Origin of the sequence: Allokutzneria multivorans (genome assembly GCF_039537405.1) — a bacterium.
GTDB lineage: Bacteria > Actinomycetota > Actinomycetes > Mycobacteriales > Pseudonocardiaceae > Allokutzneria > Allokutzneria multivorans.
In genome coordinates this window covers 45,336-61,774 of the sequence record NZ_BAABAL010000004.1, presented here as the reverse complement: position 1 = coordinate 61,774, position 16,439 = coordinate 45,336, and the positions used below count along the sequence as shown (strand labels likewise).

The following is a 16,439-nucleotide window of genomic DNA, read 5'->3' as shown; positions in this document are numbered from 1 at the left end:
TCGGTCATCTCAGTAGTCGGTTCCGTCATCGGGAATGGTGTAGAACGGGAAGACCAGGTTGCGGGGGTCGTTGGTGCCCTTGGGCACGTACTGGATGTCCAGGTAGAGCACGGAGGGGTCCTCCGGGTCGGGGGTCACGGTCACGTCGGCCACGTCCACGCGGGGTTCCCAGCGCAGCAACGACTGCCGCACCTCCTGGGCCAGCTCGGCGGCGGTGCGGGTGTCCACGGGCTCGAAGACAAAGTCCCGCAACCTGCTGCCGAAGGCGGGTCGCATCGGCCGCTCCCCCGGGTAGGTCGACAGGATCAGCCGCATCGCCTGCTCCAGCTCCTGTTCCCGGCGCACCAACGCGATCCCGCCGGTCGGGCCGACGCCCATCGGGAAGGCCCAGCCCGCTCCGATGAACCGGTCCAGCTGCTGCTCGCCCATCGCCACCTCCTCAGTTGAGCTTGATCGCGGTGCCCTTGATCTCCACGATCCCGTCGCTGGCGATGCGGACGGCGGCGCGCGCGGACAGGGTGAGGAACTCGCCGCCGTCCACCGTCACGGCGCCACCGGTACCGGCCTTGATCTGCACGGCGCCCGCGTTGCCGCAGTCGATGACGACGGTGCCGCCCGCCCCGACCTCGGGCTTGGCGCTGACGGTCACGTTGCCCAGGACGCGGTCCATGGACAGCCCGACGTCCCCGCTGCCCAGGCTCACCTTCGAGGAGAGGGTGAGCAGGTCGTCCTCGAAGACGAGCTGGTTTCCCGTGGGGCTGGCGATCCCGCGCCGCACAACGGACCCGGTCACCCCGAGGGTGCGGACGGCAGGCCCGCCGAGGTCGAACTCGGTCATGCTGTTGGTCAGCCCGCCCAGCACGTAGGGCCGTCGGACGTCGCCGTGCTCGAAGGCCACCAGGACCTCGTCGTTGACCTCGGGCATGAACACGGTGCCGCTCTTCACCCCCGCACCCGGGTGCACCACGCGCGCCCAGTCGGTCTCGAAGTCCGGCGCGAGCCACGGCAGCGTCACCTTGACCCTGTTGCGGCGGAACAGATCGTTGACGTTGCTGATCACTCCGCACACGACGCCGTCGATGCGCGGGGCGCGCGGAAGGGTGCTCGTGGTGAGCCCGTGCAGCGAGCGGTCCTGCCTGCCGGAGACGGTGAAGTGCGTGACGTAGCCGCCCTCGGAGTCGTCGAAGATGTGCCTGGCGCCGGTGACCGACCACGTTCCCTGGAACTGCCGTGGCACACCGGAGACCTTGACCAGGCCGCCCGCGTTGATCAGCGGGTTTCCCAGCGCCCTGCCCTCCGCCTCGGCGTAGCAGGAGACGAGGCGGTCGGCGATGCTCTCCGCGAGGTCCTCGGCGGCCGCCGCACCGCCCAGCCCGCCCGCGACCGGCTGGTCGGTGACGACGTGCGCGACGGGGCTCGGCGGCGGAGCCGCGCGGTGCGTGCCGATCACCGGCAGCTTGGGCACCTTCACCGCCTTGGGGATCGCCAGCGAGAACAGCGACGACCTGGCGAAGATCTTGGCGAGGCCCTCCGGCGAGTCGTCGGCGATCTTCGCGGTGGTGGCGCGCAGCGAGGCCTTGCCGACGCGGACGTCGCAGGCCCACGGGTCCCACACGCGCACCTCGACCTCGGGGGTCAGCGCCGCGCCGGTCATCCTGGGCGAGAAGGTCAGCAGGTCCTTCTTGAACTCCACCGCGGTCTGCCTGCCGAAGAGCGTCCTGGCGACGCCGATCAGGACGCCGCCGGGGCGCACCGGCCTGCGGAAGTAGAACGAGCCGCCGGAGACCCCGGTCTCGAAGCCGATCTCGCTGGCGCGCCACTGCAAGAAGTCCCAGTCGGTCTGCCCGACCTGGGCGAGGTGCGCGTGCACGCGCCGCGACGGCTCGACGAAACCGATCTTGAGGCCGTACTCGGCCGCGATCTGCAGCGCCACCACTGAGTCCATCGTGTACACGAAGGTCCTGGAGCGCTTGGCCCGCTGCATGCGGTGCGCCTTCTCGTAGCCGCGCAGCACGGTCAGGGTCGCGTTGGCGGAGCACTTCGCCTCGATGGAGGTGATCTCGCCGCTGATCAGTTCGTTGTCGGTGCGGCCGTCGTAGATCGACACGGAGCTGCCGATGCCGAAGCCGTTGCGGTCGACCAGCCAGCCCTCGGAGTCGTCGAAGGTGATCTCGAACATCCCCGGCAGGTTGCGGTCGTTGTCCACGACGACGCGGCGGATGCGCTCCTCCACCTCCGAGCTGAGGCCCAGCGGCAGCATCTGCCCGATCTCCACGCGGGCCCGGACGCTGACGCCGTCGGCGGTGTTGCCGAGCAGGCTGAGCGGGTTGATCACGACTCGCCCCTCTCGTGCAGCTCCTCGGGATTGGGCAGGTAGAGGGAGTCGCCGGGGCGCACGCGCATCGGGTCCTCGACGTCGTTGGCCTCGGCGAGGCGGCGCCAGTCCCCCGGCCTGCCGTAGTGCTCCACCGCGATGCCCGGCAAGGTCTCCCGCTCGGAAACGGAGTGCCCCGCGCGTCCGGGCGGGCCGCCGGAGGTGGGGTTGGTGGGCAGCGTCGAGAGGATGCTGCGGATCTCACGGAAGCTCAGGTTCACCTTGGCGCGCACCGGGATTCCGAGCTTGCTGAACCGGGTGTAGGTGATGTTCACGCTGAGCAGGTTGACGTCGTAGAAGAACCCGGCGATCGGCGGCCCCCAGTTGAAGGTGAGCCTGGGCAGTTTCGTCGTGTAGTCGCGGAACGGCGAGAGCGTGAGCCCTCCGACCCGCTTGCCGACGCCCAGCTTGCCGGTCACGGCCTTCATCGACAGCGGCATGGCCCCGGTGAGCAGGCCGTCCAGGAGTCCACCGCTGGGGGTGAGCCAGTTCAGCAGCCGGTCGCACTTGGCCTTGGTGTCCGGCCCGTCGAAGACCAGGCCGTTGAGGTTGATCTTGGGTTCGTCGGACTTCTTGAAGTACGCGGGGGACGCACCCGCCGAGGAGTTGGGGTGGGTGATGACCTCCGTGGTGCGCTCCAGGACGATCTGCTCCGGGTTGAAGTCGAAGAGCACGATCCCCATCGAGGGCGGCATGCGGCAGACCAGCTGCGCGGGGACGCGGCCCTCGGCGAGCCCGGTCAAAGCCTCCAGCATCGGTTTCTCCTCCCGGTCACAGGAATCCCTGGTGCAGCAGCTCCAGCTGCTCGATGGCGACCTCGCTGCCCTTGGCGTCCAGCTCCGGGCCGCGCCAGCTCTTGGGCAGCACGTTGCGCAGCGACCAGCTGCTCACCTTCTCCCCCTTGGCGTCCAGCAGGGTGATGCGCGCCGTCCCTCCTTTGTGGACTCCGTAGCCGTTCATCCAGTCGTCGACGAGTCCGGCCAGCCACTCCTGCACGCGGGAGGAGTCGGCGGAGGTCATCGCGCGTTGCAGGGTCACCGGCGGGTAGTCCAGGCACTTCGGCAGGTAGGTCTTGGACTCGTAGTTGCCGCCGTCGACGAAGGCGTCGGTCTCGAAGGTGACCGAGAGCCCCTTGCAGCTGCGCCAGCCACCGAGGTCGATGCCGTCGACGGCGACGTGGAAGCGCATCGCCATGCCGACGCGGGCGTTGCTGGCCAAGGACATCGCGCCCCCTCAGAGCTTGATCTGGTCGTCGAGGAAGCCGCGGTGCATCAGCTCCAGGGTCTCCAGCGCGACCTTGCTCTGCATGGCCTCGAAGCCGGCGATGCCCCACTTGGCGGGCATCACGTCGCGCAGCTCCCACTCCATGACCTTCTTGCCGCTGGCGTCGAAGAGCACCACTGAGCCGCCGTGGCTGCCGTGCTTGAAGGAGGTGGCCGACAGCCAGTCGCGCACCTTCTTCGACTCCTCGCACGCGGCGCGTTCGAGCTTGATCGTCTGGTACTTGGTGTTGCCGGGGAAGTACCAGCGGTCGTTGCCCGCGTCACCCGCGCGGTACTCCACCACGTCCCAGCTCACGTCGAGGCCCTGGACCTTCGACCAGCTGCCGAGGTTGTGCGCCCCGTGGTCCATGATCACCTCGAACCGGTTGGCCATCGCGATCCGAGCGTCGGCGCCGATTGCCATAGTGTTCTCCTTCCAGCTAGCGCGGGTCGGACAGGTGTCCGGCCCGTTCACGGCCGACGATCAGTTCCTCGCGCAGTGCGCTGCGAACCCGTTGGTAGATCTGGTGGACGAGCTGGTCGAAGTTCATGTCGGCCATCTCGTTCTTGCCGTTGTTGCGTTTGGCGGTCTCCACCGCGTGTTCGGTCTCCTCCGCCGGGGACGGTTCCCAGTCCGACCAGGCACTCGTCGAACGGGCCTTCGCCATGCCGCGAGCGTTGTCCCACAACCAGTGCGCGGTCTTGCTCGGGTGCGAAGCCATGTCCCTCAGGGTTCTGTCCTCGGACTCGGAGAGGTCGATCCCGTACGGCTGGAGCAGCGACTTGGCGACCGAACTGCCCGCGTCGCCCATCAGCTCACCCCAGGACTCGTGCGCCTTCGGCGCCGGTTTCGGGTCGTCCTTCTCCGCCCAGGGCGCGGTCCAGCTCGCGGCCGTCGGCTTCTCCTGTTCGGGCGTGGAGAACTTCCCGCCGAGCCCGAGCTTCTTCATCCCCTTGCCCAGCACGGCTTCCGCCATATCACGCTCGCCGTCGTTGAACGGGGTGAGCAGGTGGGCCGCCACGCCGCGCCGCAGGTCCGACCATGACTCGTACTTCTCGACGGGCGCGGCGCCGCTGTCGGCGGAGTCCTCGTCCAGGTAGTGCTTCAGCACCCTCTGCATGCTGTCGACCTCGGCGAAGGACGGAGCCCGGCCGGTGCCCTCCATGCGAATCGCGGCATCGACGAGCTTCTTCGCCATGGCACGGATTTCGTGGTCGTCCATGTCCTTGTGCGCGGTAACACCACCGGCATCGCGGACGGTCTCGAACCAGCGCTCGACCTGCCCGTGATCCGGTTCGGTGTAGTCGTCCCGGTCGCGCAGCTCGCTCTTGGCCAGGCCCCGGGCGATCTCCATGATCTTGTCGTGCGGGAGCTCGTGTTGCACCGCGCCGCTGGAGGCTGTCGTGCGCTCTCGCGGCGGGGCATGGCGCAGCTCCGGCGGCTGCGCTTTGGTCCCCGCTGCCCATTCGCCACCCTGCATGGCTTGCAGTTCAAGGGAAAGCCCGTGTGCGGAGTTCTCTTCCGGCAACGCGGGACCGAGCATGCGCTGCTGGACGACGTGGGTCAGCTCGTGCCCGAGCAGGCCGCGCACCTCCGGCGCGTCGATCGGCCCGGCTTCGGCGGGCAGGAACACCGTGCCGTCCCGGGTGAACGCGCGCGTGCCACGCGAAGCGGCTTCAGCGGAGACCTCCGGTCCTCTGTGGACAGTCACGTCCGAGACGTCGGTCCCGTGCGCTGCCGTGACACGGGCGGCCAGGTCCGGCGGAACCCGCTCGACGGTGGGCGGCTTCACTCGGAGGAGCTGCTGGTGCAAGGGGAGTGCCGCTTCGGGTTCCTCTTCCTCGTCCGCTGCGGGCACCTGTGGGATCGGCGCGCCGAGGCCCAGCCTGCGTGACTGTCCGAGGTTGCGCCGAGGACGGGCTTGCGGACGTGGAGCGGGCTCGGGCGGCGGCGCCTCCGGCAGTGGCATGAACGGAGTCGGGTTGAGCCAGGCAGGTGGTCGGTGCGGTTGCTCAGGCTCCCTTGGCTCACCGACGAAGCGCGGCTCGGCGAGCACCAGCCGCTCGGGGATCGTTGGTGTTCGCCGAACCGGCACGACGCGGTGCACCGGCGGCGGGAGTTCGACGAGCTGCACCGGTTGCTCGTCCGCCTGCACGGGAACCACGGTGGTGATGCCCTCGACGATTCCCCTTGGCGCGTCGGAGGATTTCGCGCTCGATGTCGGAGCATGGATCAGGGGGTGGATCACCCTCAGCTCCGACAGGCCCACGAGGGGTGCCGCGCGCTTGAAGGTCAGGCCGAGCGCGGGCAGGTGTCGCCACGCTTGGCGCACTCGCGGCGGCGCCGCGATGACGCGCTCGCGCGACCGCTTGGACGCCCAAGGCCACGACCAGCGCATGGCGAACTCCCTTCTCACTCAACGGCGCTGAGTCGGCCGTTGATCGCGCCGATCTCCTGGATGACCCGGACCCGGGCCGGGTGTTCCATGTCCACAATGGACTCAAAAGGCCAGTGCAGGTAATAGGCGACGTACGCGACTTCCTCCCACAGCCGGTCGGCCGCGTACGTCAGGATCTCCCCGAGGCATCACCGGCGACGTCCACCGAGAAGTCGTTGCCGCAGCCGGGACAGCTCACCGTGGCCTCGGTGTGCCCCTCCTGGTTGATCCGGCGGTAGAGGTCCTGGAGGAACGCGAGATCGGAGGCGAACAGGCTCTCCACCACGAAGGTGTCCACAGCGGACAGAGAACCGAGCTTGGTGACCGTGCGCTCCAGCAACAGCACGGTCAGGTAGGCCGGGTTCTGCCGGACTCGCGGATCGGTCTGCGGGGTCAGCTCGTCGCGCGCCGTCGCCAGCCGCATGACGCCTTCGCGGTGCGTCGTGCCCGCGTCGTCCACGTAGCCGCGCGGCAGCGTGAACGGGTATTCCGTGCGCAGCGCCGAGCTCATGGGGCCACCCGCTGGATGTGTTCGCACACAATGGTGACCGACTCGGTGAGCACGTCGTTGGAGCCCGCCTTCAGCGCCCCGATCTCCAGCTTCGAGGGCCAGGCGTTCTCCAGGTAGTACCGCGCGACCGGCTGCCCGTCGAAGTTGTACATGACCAGCGAACAGCTCTTGCGCGCGGCGACGATGTTGCCGGTGAGCACGGCCTCGTGCCAGGCCCACAGCTGCATGCCGCCGGTCTTGCCGCGCTTGAGGATCACCGTCGGCGGCTTCTTGCTGCCGGGCAGCTTCTTGAAGCCGACCTCGCGGTCGGAGGAGTACATGTAGTCCACCGGCTCCACCTGGGTGGTGATGCCGGTCAGCTCGGTGAAGCAGGCCAGCTCGTAGCCGTCCACCGTGATGGAGAACCTGGCGGCGGTGAGCGCGTCCTGGTTCTGGTTCGGGCCCAGTCCCATCATCGTTGGTTCCCCTTACGCTGCTTGTCTCTCATTCTTCGAGCCCTGCACCTTCGGCGTACTGCGAGATGCGGAACACGACGAACTCGGCGGGCTTGACCGGGGCGATGCCGATCTCGACCGTGAGGATGCCGTTGTCCCGGTTCTCCTGCGGGTTGTTCTCCTCGTCGCACTTGACGTAGAAGGACTCGTTGGGGGTGCGGCCGAAGAGCGCGCCGTCGCGCCAGACCCCGCGCAGGAACATGGTGATCGTGCGCTTGACCGAGTCCCACAGCTTCGGGTCGTTGGGCTCGAAGACCACCCAGTTCGTGCCCTGGAGAATGGACTTCTCCACGTAGTTGAAAAGCCTGCGCACGTTGAGGTAACGCCATTCCGGGTCGCTGGAGAGCGTCCGCGCGCCCCACACCCTGATGCCCTGGCCGGGGAAGGAGCGCAGGCAGTTGAGCCCGATCGGGTTGAGCGCGTCGTGCTCGCTCTTGGTGATCGCCAGCTCCAGCGCGACGACGCCGCGCAGCTGCTCGTTGGCGGGGGCCTTGTGCACGCCGCGCGTGGCGTCGCTGCGCGCCCAGACCCCGGCGAGGTGCCCGCTCGGCGGGATCTCGTTGGTCTTGCCGGACAACGGGTCGACGACCTTGACCCACGGCCAGTACATCGTCGCGTACTTCGAGTCGTAGCCCGCGAAGTCCGTGCGCCACTTCCTGACCTGCTGGGCGTTGAGGCCCTTCGGGCTGTCCAGGATCGCGACGCGGTCGGACATCAGCTCGCAGTGCGCGATCATGGCTTCCTGAACGGCTTTCACGCCGTCCTCGTCGAGCAGCCCGCGCTGGTGCGCCGCCATGAGGTCGGGCGCGCACAGCATGGTCACGTCGTCGATGGCCTCAAGCCCGGCGAAGCCCGTGCGGTCGGCCGCGTCGCCGATGTAGTCGCGCGCCGACACCGCCGGCGCCGCGTCCACGTGCGCGAGCACGACCTCCGTGCCGGTCACCGGGGCGGCGAGCTTGCCCGCCTGCTGCTCCTCGACCTCGATCAGTTTGGAGCGCTGGCGCAACGCGGTCACCACGAAGCCGGGACCCCTGCGGGTGCTGAGGTTCTCGTGGGTCTCCTCGACCTTGCCCGCCTTCTTCACGACGAGCTTGAAAGTGTCCTTTGTGGACTCTTCGACCGCGACGGAGATCTCCGCGTCGACCCCGGCCCGCGCGCGCAACGTCAGCGGCGGCGTGTCCGCGCCGGTGGGCAGCTGCGCGACGGCTCCGCGCGGACCTTCCGCGCCGACGCGCACCACGTAGGCGCGCCCGCCGCCGTTGAGGAAGTAGCCGTACACCGAGTGCGCGAGGTAGGAACCGTCGACGAAACCGCCGAAGGCCTGGGTGAACTGCGTCCAGTTGGTGACGAGCACGGGCTCGTTCACGGGCCCCTTCTCAGCGAAGCCGATGAACGCGCCCACGGCCGTTCCAACGCCCTCGATCGGTTTGGAGCCCGAGGACACCTCTTCGACGTACACCCCTGGCGCCAAGTAGTTCGGCATAGGTCCTCCCGGTTTGTCTCAGTCGCAAGCTTCACAGCGGCGACGCGGACTCCCCAGGTGCTCTCCAGCCCGTCGCGCGGGCACCCCGTCCTGCCCGATCGGGCAAGCCGGACCGTCCACCAGGCACGCAACGCCGGTGCACCCTCAGTGAGGTGATCACCGACATCGACGCCGCGCTGCGGGCCGTGCTGGAGTCGACGCTGGGCTCCCGCGCCCGCGTCTCGCTCGGCCCGCCGGAGGACGCTTCCTCGCCCGTGATCTCCTTGCTGCTGCTGGGAATCCGGGCCGAGCAAGGCGGCACCGACTGGACGGACGTCCGCGACTCGCACGGCAAGGTCGTGGCGCGGCGCCAGCCCGTTCGACGGTTCCGGCTGACCTACCGGCTGTGCGTCGCGGCTTCGCGGCCCGAGGAGGAGCACCAGCTGCTGGAGCTCGTGCTGCGCGCGCTGGCGTCCCTCGAATCACTACCGCTGCCGTTGCAGGCGGGCATGCCGACGATCTTGTCCGTCGGGGTGCCGCTGGAGGAACCCGGTATCGGCATCGCGGTGGTCGGCCCGCTCGTGCCCGACGTGGACAGCGGCCTCTCCCCCGCCGTCGAGACCCTGGACCTCGGCTCCGAACGCCGCCCCGTGCACACCGGCCCCATCCCGCGCCGCCGCGTCCACCTCACCGAGGGCACCCACTCCACGACCTCGCGAGCCCCCCGCCTCACTCCGCCCACCAGCTAGAATCCGCCGTCTACCCCGAGATCCAGGTGCGCCGCGTTGATCTCCTGCGTCTCGCCGACGCCAACGCATACGGCACGCGCGGCATGGTCACCGACCTCGAAGCAGCAGTGGACCAGCTCGCCCACGCCGTTGCCGACAAGCACCAGATCGACGCCGCAGCCATTGGTGCGGCGGTCCGCACCGCCATCGTCGACTCGCTCATGCCGCGGACATCACCGTGTCCCACCGCTCCGATACCAACGGAATGGCCTCTACTGACCCTCCTACGTGACTCCGCCGAGCGCGTCCTCGGCGCCGGACTCCTCTCCGTCCCCAAGGGCGTGGCAGCGCGCTTCTCAAGCGAAGGGGCCTCTTTCGCTTCAACAGGCATCACCACGAAGCCGGGTTTCGCGCGTCAGCACCAGTAGCACGGTTGCCAGATTAGGTTTGTGGGCAACGCGCCGGTGCGACAGTATTCCATTGCGGCTTCCTTGGCTGCCGCATGCGAGATGACGGCGCTCGCAGGAAAGAATATTTCACTTTCGGCGTCGCAGATAATCCGTGGCGCGTCGGCGGGCGGCGCCGGATTGAGCGACTGACGCACCATTCCATCTCCGCTGTCTGTGACGTAGTGAGCAGCGGCGAACCTACCGTACCTGTCGGTGCCAAGGCCGAATTGGTGCTCTGGATAGAAGCCGTCCACCGCGCGCCGGTCTGCCATGTACAGCTTGGTCATGTTCTGCCAGTAATTCCCACTGAGCACGTCATCAATGAGGGCTTCCGCTTCGTCGAGCGAGTCAGCAAAGTAGGGTTTGTTCAGCATGAGTGCCGTGACGACTATCATGGAAGCGCCTTTCCTTTGATGATGACGGGCTCATCGGCGCCACGTTCCCAGACCACAAGGGTATACCCCTCGGGGAGAATCGCGGCCACCGCCACCCGACAGCCTCGCTTTCCGTCACATACGCTGACGTTGTTGATGACGACGGCGGCATAGGTGATCCCCCGTTGCCGCATCACGGTGGCAACTTTGGTTTCAACGTGCGTTTGAACGAAGAAGCTTGTCTCATCTGGCCTAGCGGGGAAGTGTTCGGAGTTCGCCAGGATCAATCCAGAGGTGTTGATGGTCTCGCGTTCGGCGCGGTCCACTTCGGAGTCCTCATGCCCTTCACGAACGGGCGCAGGCGAGCCGCTGCCGATGACGCCTTCGGTGAAGTCGGAGAAGAACACCAAACCGGTCGTGGGTCCCGTGTCGTCTGGGCGGTCGCGAAGCTTCGCCTGGTGCGTGCGAGCCCAAGCCGGGTCGAGGGTCTGGGCCATCAACTTCGGTGGCAACGTCGAAGGGTGGGGGATCGAGGAGCTTCGCCGAGCCGGGATGCGGTCCTGCGGCTCGGGCACCGGCATGGGCTCGCCGATGCTGGGCGCGGCGAAGACGTCGGCGAGATAGAACACGATGCGCTCGGCGGTGAGGTCCATCTTGTTCGCCGCGTCCTCGAAGGCATCCGCCGCGCTGCCGAGCAGGCCGAGCGCGTCGTGAAGGTCGTAGTGCTCGCTCCCGGCGGCGACCTGTGCGAGCGCGGGCCGGAGCTCGTCCCGGATAGCTCGGGCGAGTTCGCGAAGCTGCCCTGGGGACAGGCTGTCACGGGCCGCGACCAGCCTGGCGGAGACCTCGGAGAAAGACGACATCGGGTCACATCCGGTGCGCGGCGGAGGTCAGAACCTCCGCCGCACGGTGCAGCCGGGACACCCCGTCGCGGACGTCGTCCACGGCGCTCGCGCAAGACGCCTGCGCGGTGTAGGCGGCCTCATGGCGCGAGCCGTCCCAGACCAGGACCAGTTCCTGATGTGCCGCCTCGGCCCCGGTTCGCAGGCTCTCCGCTTCGCCGATCTTCTCCTGCGTGATCGACGCGAGCTGAAGCAGGATCTCCCGTACCTCACCCACCGACGACTCCACGATGTCCCCCCGTCAGCGCGGCCTGTAGGTCTCTGCGGTGCCCTGCTGCGCCGCCTCCGGCTCACGCTTGGGCTCGTAAGGGCGCGGTTCGAATCATGGGCGAAAATGGGGTTCCAACCCCTCGCGCCTAGCGGGAAGCCAGCAAATGAAGCAGGGCGATTTGCGAGGCCGCTCCCACGATTTCACCTTTCTCGATTCTTGCGCGGATCGAGTCCAGCGGAACCCAAGCCACTCTCTCGGCCTCATTTATATCCTTCGGTTCGCCAATGTAGTCCGCTCCTCGGGCGAGGAAGATTAGATTCTCCGCATCCGCACTTCCGACCATGGGCTGAAAAGATGGAAATTGTTCGATGCCGCGCGGTCGCCAACCAGTCTCTTCTTCGACTTCCCGGGCCGCAGTAACAGCGGGTTCCTCGCCCGGGTCAACGTATCCGCCGGGCAGTTCCCACACCCATCGATCGATAATGAATCGATGCCGCCACATCATGAGGACGCGGTCACTGTCGTCCACAACGAGCATCATCGCGGCCTTGGGAATCCTAAGTACGTACTGCTCGAATGCGACTCCGTCAGGGAGTTCAACTGACGCGATGCTCAAGCGCAGGCGCCTCGTGTCGTCAACGACTCGCTCGCCGTGGATCGTCCATCGAGTCAGTTCAGGCTGGTTCTGGTTCAGGGGCACGGGTTCAACGCTACCGCCAGGCGATGCTGACGGAGCTTGACTGTTGCTTCGTCGAATACCCAGCCCGCTCCCACACTGGCCATCTGGCGCACACATCACCTGTCAGCGCGACCACGGCGAGCTCTCGTCAGCGGAAGTCGGCGATGTGGTCGCGGGCCCACTCCTCGAAGGTTCTGGCGGGGCGGCCGGTTGCGTCGTGAACGCCGGGCCACGGGCGCAGCAGCTCGGAGTGGTCCTCTGCCTGGTCTGTGCTCTCCGCGCCGCCGTAGTCGACGAACCCGAGCAGCATGTCGGCGCTGGCGGCTGCCGCTCCGCCCTGGGCCTTGAGCAGGTCGCGGGCGCGTTCGCGGGTGACCTCCTCGTAGTGGACCTCCTCGCCCAGCGCCGCGCCGATGGCCGCCACCTGCTGGCGGTAGGTGATCTGCGCGGGCCCGGTGAGGGTGTAGATCGCGCCGACGTGCCGGTCCTGCAAGAGCGCCGCGACAGCGACGGCCGCCACGTCCGCTTCGTGCACCGGCACTCCGACCTGGTCGGCGAAGGGGTAGCGGACCACCCGCTCGGCCCGGACGGACGGGGCCCAGACCTGGAGCATGTTCGTCATGAACTCGCCCGGCCGCACCATCGTCCACTCCAGACCGGAGTCCATCACCGCCTGCTCCACCAGCGGGTGGTGGTAGGTGTCGAGGCCGACGGTGACGGCTGCGGCGGAGAGCACGACGACTCTGCGCACGCCCGCTTCGTGAGCCAGCGCAACGACTTCGCGAGCGGTTTCGGGCACCGCGAAGAGGTAGAGCCGGTCCACTCCCGCGAACGCGGAGGCGAGTGCGGCCGGCTCGGTGAGGTCGCCCTGCACGACCTCGACCTCCGCGGGCAGGTTGGCCGTCGCCGGGGTGCGGGTCAGCGCGCGCACGGGCACCCCGGCTCGGCGGAGTTGCTCGACCACGTGCCGCCCCACGAGCCCGGTCGCCCCAGTGACCAGGACCTTCTCCGGCTCATCGCTCATGAGCCGAAGGCTAGGACGGCCTGCGGTCACCTCCTGCCCTAAATGAGGCCTTCGCGCATCGCGTAGGCGACGGCGTGCGAGCGGTTGCGCAGGTGGAAGCGCGAGGTCACGTCGTGCAGCACGTTCTTGACCGTGCGCTCGGAGTAGCACAGCCGCGTCGCGATGTCCTTGGTCTCCAGGCCCTGCGACACCAGCCGGAGCACGTCGGCCTCGCGGCGGGACAGCCCGTTGAACCCGGCGCCGTTGCTGATCATGTTGCGCTGCATGCGCGCCACCTGTTTGAGCAGCCGCGCCAGCATCTCCGGCGGCAGCGCGGCCTCCCCGCGCGAGGCCCGGCCCACCACGTCGGCGAGGTGCTCCGCGCTGGCCTCTCCGCGCCGCACCACCGCGCACACTCCGAGGTCCACCGCCTCGGGCAGGTCGACGCTGTCGATCTTGGTCACCACGAGCACGACGCGGTGGCAGCCGGTGGCGTGCAGCTTGCGCAGCTCGGCGGTCACCTCGTCGTCCATCCGCTCCGCGGCGAGCACGCCGATCACCGAGCCGTCGACGGCCGCGTGGTCCACGACCAGCATGCCCGGCTGGCCGCGCAGCGCCGCGGCGAGCCCGGTCCGCAGGATCGGATCGGACGCGTGCACGTACACGGGGGTCCGGACGGTCATGGTCACCCACCTCCTCGGGAGTTCGTCTCCAGAGAAGGCTCGCGCACCGGCTGGGCCCGAGCCCTGGGGTCCGACCCCAGGCGGGTCCCTAGGGCCTGTCGGGTACATCATCAGGACCGCAGGGTTTGTGGCGGTCAACGATGATCAACAGCGGGGTTTGCCGGTCTTGAAGACACCCTGACCCCCGGCGACACCGTGACCGGAACACAGCTCAACCGCTTGCAGGGCGGACGGTGGTTGGCCGTTGCCCAGGGTTCAGCCCGCGAGGACCTGCCCGACCGCGATGATCGTGCCCGTCGGCATGGGCGCGGGATCGTTGCAGGTCATGACCCTGTCGCCCATGCGAGCGACCGGCTTGCCGCCCGCGAGCACCGTCATGCTGCCCAGCAGGACGTAGCCCTTGTTCGTCGGCTGGTTCTGGAAGGTGCCGTTCGGCGCGACGTGCGGTGGGACGTTGGTCGCCTCGCTGCCCACCGTGGCGATCGGCTGGCCGCCGACGAGCACCGTCGTGCAGCAGCCGCCGGTGATCGTGCCCGCGAACGGCAGGGACATCGGCGTCGGCACCGGCCCGCCCGAGGACGGCACGAGCACGACGTGGATGTCCGTCCCGGCGACCCGGTCCCCCATCTTCGCGACTGGTTTGCTCACGAGCGCCACGCTAACTCCGCGCCGCGCCCATCACCCTGTTCCCAAGGGCAGCCACATGGGCACATCCGCGCCTCGCGGGTCGGCTGGTCTTCGAGCACCACCGAACTCCCGCTGCGGAACCGGGGCGGACCACTGCGCGTCGGAACAAGATCAGCGCGCTAACGTCCTCCCGGTGCGCACGCCCGTCACCCTCTTGTTGATCACCGCTCTCGCCGCGTCGGCCTGCACGCCCCGCCACCAGGCGCCGCCCGACCCGAGTGCAGGCATCACGGTCGCGGTGATCGCCGGGCCGCTGTCGGACCCGTTCTTCGGAGCGGTGAAGTCGGGGGCGGAGCGCGCGGCGGCGGACCTGCGGGTGCGCGTGGACTACCTCGCCCCGGCGGCGAGCGGAGAGCTGGGCGCGGAGCTGGTGCGGCTGACGCGGAGCGCGGTCGCGAACAAGGTCTCGGCGATCGCGCTGGGCGACTACTACCCGGACCAGCAGGACCCGGAGATCCGCAGGGCCGTCGACGCGGGCGTCACGGTCGTGCTGGTCAACAGCGGTGAGCCGTCGTGGCAGAAGGTGGGAGCCACGGCCTACGTCGGGCAGGACGAGCAGCGCGTGGGCGAGCTGGCCGGGCAGCGCATGGCCGAAGCCGGTGTGCGCCGGGCGGTGTGCGTGAACCACGTGCCGGGGAGCCCGGTCATGGCGCAGCGCTGCGCGGGTCTGCGCACGGCGCTGAGCCACGTCACGGAGATCACCCTCGCCAGCGCGGAGGCCACGAACCCGACTGCCACTCAGCAGGCGATCAGTGGCGCGCTCTCCGCAGATCCGTTGGTGGACGGCGTTTTCACGCTCGGCTCGGGCTTCGCTGAGCTGGCGATGCGCGCGGTCGACTCGGTGAAGCGCGCGGACAAGGTGCGGGTCGCGACGACGGACCTCTCCACGGGAGTCCTTGAGTCTGTTCGCGACGGCAAGCTGCTGTTCGCGGTGGATCAGCAGCCGTACTTGCAGGGCTACTACGGGGTTCAGGTCGCGGTGCAGCAGATCTCCCACGGGTTGCGGCCGACCACGCCGGTGCGCACCGGGCCACTGGTCGTGGACCGTGCGAATGCGGCTTCTGTGTTGGCGCACAACCGTGACGGCGGCATTCGCGGGGCGCGGTGACGAGGCGACCGGAGCTTGCGACGGGCGCGGGAGTCGTCGCGCTGCTGGTGCTGTTCACCGCGTTGTGCGGGCCAGGCTTCGTTTTGAGTCCACAGTGGATTGTTCAGGCTTCGGAGATCGGCGTCGTCGCGGTTCCCTTGGCGTTGCTGGTGATCGCGGGCGAGTTCGACCTGTCGGCGGGCGCGGTGCTCGGCGCGGCGTCGATGACCACGGCGATCGCGCACGGCTACTTCACCGCGCCGTTGTGGTTGGCTGCGCTGCTGGCGCTCGCGGTGGGCGTGGCGGCAGGACTGCTGAACGGAGTGCTGACTGTCCTTAGTGGACTGCCGTCGTTCTTGGTGACCTTGGTGTCGATGTTGTTGGTCGCGGGGGCAACGCTGGGGTTGTCCCGCGCGATCACGGGGACGAGCGGTGTGACGATGCGATCCACGGACGCGGCCGTGGTCATCGACGCTCCGACGGTGTGGTGGCCGGTGTTCGCGGGAGCGGCGGCGTTTGTGTTGTCCTGCACCAGGTTCGGCAACTGGGTTCAGGCGCTCGGCGGCAATCGCGAGGCGGCGCGTCTGCTCGGAGTGCCGACAGTGCGCGTGCGGCTCGTCCTGTTCGCCACGACGTCGTTGGCCGCAGCCCTGGTCGGCGTGATGCAGACGATCAGGTTCGCGGGCGCGGACGTCACGCGCGGCCAAGGTTTTCTGTTCGCGTGCGTCACGGCCGTGGTGGTCGGCGGGCAGCGCTCGGTGCTCGGCGCGTGCCTGGGGTCGGTGCTGTGTGCGGTGATCTCGGCGGGCGTGCACCAGGCGGGCTGGGGCAGCGACTGGGCTCCGCTGGCGTGGGGTGTGCTGCTGGCGCTCTCCGCCGGAATTGGCCTTGCCAGTCGCGCGGGATCGGCTACAGTGTCCCGGAATTCACCGTGACTGTTGGAGAGGAGACGCTCGTGTTCGCTCGCGAAGCTGTCGTCCTCCGGTCGCGTTCCCAGGTGATCCTGGTGTCTTCGGTGATCCGGTGCTGGCCGCGCGGCCCGCACTGGACTCGGTGACGAACGCACTCTTGTCGCAGTTCGTCCCGTGAATCGCG

General features: G+C 68.6%; 21 protein-coding genes. 4 read left to right on the top strand and 17 right to left on the bottom strand.

Annotation, left to right across the window (positions count from 1 at the left end; all coding sequences use genetic code 11):
- Positions 1-9: 9 nt before the first annotated feature.
- The 10 genes from ABD798_RS02250 to ABD798_RS02205 are packed head-to-tail and all read right to left on the bottom strand — an operon-like array spanning position 10 to position 8,562.
- Complete coding sequence (locus ABD798_RS02250; protein ID WP_344870762.1) at positions 10-429, bottom strand: GPW/gp25 family protein; 420 nt, start codon at positions 427-429, stop codon at positions 10-12.
- Between the two features lie 10 nt (positions 430-439).
- Positions 440-2,335 (bottom strand): phage baseplate assembly protein V, encoded by a 1,896-nt coding sequence (locus tag ABD798_RS02245; protein ID WP_344870761.1) that lies wholly within the window; start codon positions 2,333-2,335, stop codon positions 440-442.
- Positions 2,332-3,129: a LysM peptidoglycan-binding domain-containing protein gene (locus tag ABD798_RS02240; RefSeq protein WP_344870760.1), complete on the bottom strand. Its 798-nt coding sequence runs from the start codon at positions 3,127-3,129 to the stop codon at positions 2,332-2,334. Before ABD798_RS02240 ends, ABD798_RS02245 begins: the two co-directional genes overlap by 4 nt.
- 16 nt (positions 3,130-3,145) lie before the next feature.
- Positions 3,146-3,598 (bottom strand): phage tail protein, encoded by a 453-nt coding sequence (locus tag ABD798_RS02235; protein WP_344870759.1) that lies wholly within the window; start codon positions 3,596-3,598, stop codon positions 3,146-3,148.
- A 9-nt stretch (positions 3,599-3,607) separates the two neighbouring features.
- Entirely contained in the window at positions 3,608-4,060 is a 453-nt protein-coding gene (locus ABD798_RS02230) for a phage tail protein (RefSeq protein ID WP_344870758.1), read from the bottom strand.
- A 16-nt stretch (positions 4,061-4,076) separates the two neighbouring features.
- A complete protein-coding gene (locus ABD798_RS02225) occupies positions 4,077-6,035 on the bottom strand; it encodes an eCIS core domain-containing protein (protein ID WP_344870757.1) in 1,959 nt (652 codons plus the stop codon).
- Positions 6,036-6,049: 14 nt separating this feature from the next.
- Positions 6,050-6,208, bottom strand: a complete 159-nt coding sequence (locus tag ABD798_RS02220) for a DUF6760 family protein (protein ID WP_344871082.1) — start codon at positions 6,206-6,208, stop codon at positions 6,050-6,052.
- Positions 6,205-6,585 carry a phage tail assembly protein gene (locus tag ABD798_RS02215; RefSeq protein WP_344870756.1) on the bottom strand — a complete coding sequence of 127 codons (381 nt, stop codon included), beginning with the start codon at positions 6,583-6,585 and terminating at the stop codon, positions 6,205-6,207. Before ABD798_RS02215 ends, ABD798_RS02220 begins: the two co-directional genes overlap by 4 nt.
- Positions 6,582-7,040, bottom strand: a complete 459-nt coding sequence (locus ABD798_RS02210) for a phage tail protein (protein WP_086828364.1) — start codon at positions 7,038-7,040, stop codon at positions 6,582-6,584. Before ABD798_RS02210 ends, ABD798_RS02215 begins: the two co-directional genes overlap by 4 nt.
- Positions 7,041-7,068: 28 nt before the next feature.
- A complete protein-coding gene (locus tag ABD798_RS02205; protein WP_344870755.1) occupies positions 7,069-8,562 on the bottom strand; it encodes a phage tail sheath family protein in 1,494 nt (497 codons plus the stop codon).
- A gap of 152 nt (positions 8,563-8,714) precedes the next feature.
- Between ABD798_RS02205 and ABD798_RS02200 the strand changes: the two genes are divergently transcribed.
- Both ABD798_RS02200 and ABD798_RS02195 read left to right on the top strand, forming a co-directional pair.
- On the top strand, positions 8,715-9,290 hold the full coding sequence (locus ABD798_RS02200) for a Pvc16 family protein (RefSeq protein ID WP_344870754.1): 576 nt from the start codon (positions 8,715-8,717) through the stop codon (positions 9,288-9,290).
- Between the two features lie 26 nt (positions 9,291-9,316).
- Positions 9,317-9,697, top strand: coding sequence for a hypothetical protein (locus ABD798_RS02195; RefSeq protein WP_344870753.1), 381 nt, complete (start codon positions 9,317-9,319; stop codon positions 9,695-9,697).
- On the opposite strand, the gene ABD798_RS02190 is transcribed toward ABD798_RS02195, so the two are convergent.
- The 7 genes from ABD798_RS02190 to ABD798_RS02160 form a co-directional block, all read right to left on the bottom strand.
- Positions 9,685-10,113, bottom strand: coding sequence for an Imm1 family immunity protein (locus ABD798_RS02190; protein WP_344870752.1), 429 nt, complete (start codon positions 10,111-10,113; stop codon positions 9,685-9,687). The two genes, ABD798_RS02195 and ABD798_RS02190, sit on opposite strands and share 13 nt — an antisense overlap.
- Positions 10,110-10,955 (bottom strand): DddA-like double-stranded DNA deaminase toxin, encoded by an 846-nt coding sequence (locus ABD798_RS02185; RefSeq protein ID WP_344870751.1) that lies wholly within the window; start codon positions 10,953-10,955, stop codon positions 10,110-10,112. The genes ABD798_RS02190 and ABD798_RS02185 overlap by 4 nt, the downstream gene beginning before the upstream one ends.
- Positions 10,956-10,959: 4 nt before the next feature.
- Complete coding sequence (locus tag ABD798_RS02180; protein WP_344870750.1) at positions 10,960-11,211, bottom strand: hypothetical protein; 252 nt, start codon at positions 11,209-11,211, stop codon at positions 10,960-10,962.
- Positions 11,212-11,350: 139 nt separating this feature from the next.
- Positions 11,351-11,905, bottom strand: a complete 555-nt coding sequence (locus ABD798_RS02175; RefSeq protein WP_344870749.1) for an NUDIX hydrolase — start codon at positions 11,903-11,905, stop codon at positions 11,351-11,353.
- A gap of 127 nt (positions 11,906-12,032) precedes the next feature.
- Positions 12,033-12,908, bottom strand: a complete 876-nt coding sequence (locus ABD798_RS02170) for an SDR family oxidoreductase (RefSeq protein ID WP_344870748.1) — start codon at positions 12,906-12,908, stop codon at positions 12,033-12,035.
- A 38-nt stretch (positions 12,909-12,946) separates the two neighbouring features.
- Complete coding sequence (locus ABD798_RS02165) at positions 12,947-13,570, bottom strand: response regulator transcription factor (protein ID WP_344870747.1); 624 nt, start codon at positions 13,568-13,570, stop codon at positions 12,947-12,949.
- Positions 13,571-13,825: 255 nt separating this feature from the next.
- Positions 13,826-14,218: a PAAR domain-containing protein gene (locus ABD798_RS02160; protein ID WP_344870746.1), complete on the bottom strand. Its 393-nt coding sequence runs from the start codon at positions 14,216-14,218 to the stop codon at positions 13,826-13,828.
- A 172-nt stretch (positions 14,219-14,390) separates the two neighbouring features.
- On the opposite strand from ABD798_RS02160, the gene ABD798_RS02155 reads away from it, so the two are divergent.
- The gene (locus ABD798_RS02155; protein ID WP_344870745.1) at positions 14,391-15,365 is read left to right on the top strand and encodes a substrate-binding domain-containing protein; all 975 of its coding nucleotides are present in this window, start codon (positions 14,391-14,393) and stop codon (positions 15,363-15,365) included.
- Positions 15,362-16,279 carry an ABC transporter permease gene (locus tag ABD798_RS02150; protein WP_344870744.1) on the top strand — a complete coding sequence of 306 codons (918 nt, stop codon included), beginning with the start codon at positions 15,362-15,364 and terminating at the stop codon, positions 16,277-16,279. The genes ABD798_RS02155 and ABD798_RS02150 overlap by 4 nt, the downstream gene beginning before the upstream one ends.
- Positions 16,280-16,439 lie beyond the last annotated feature (160 nt).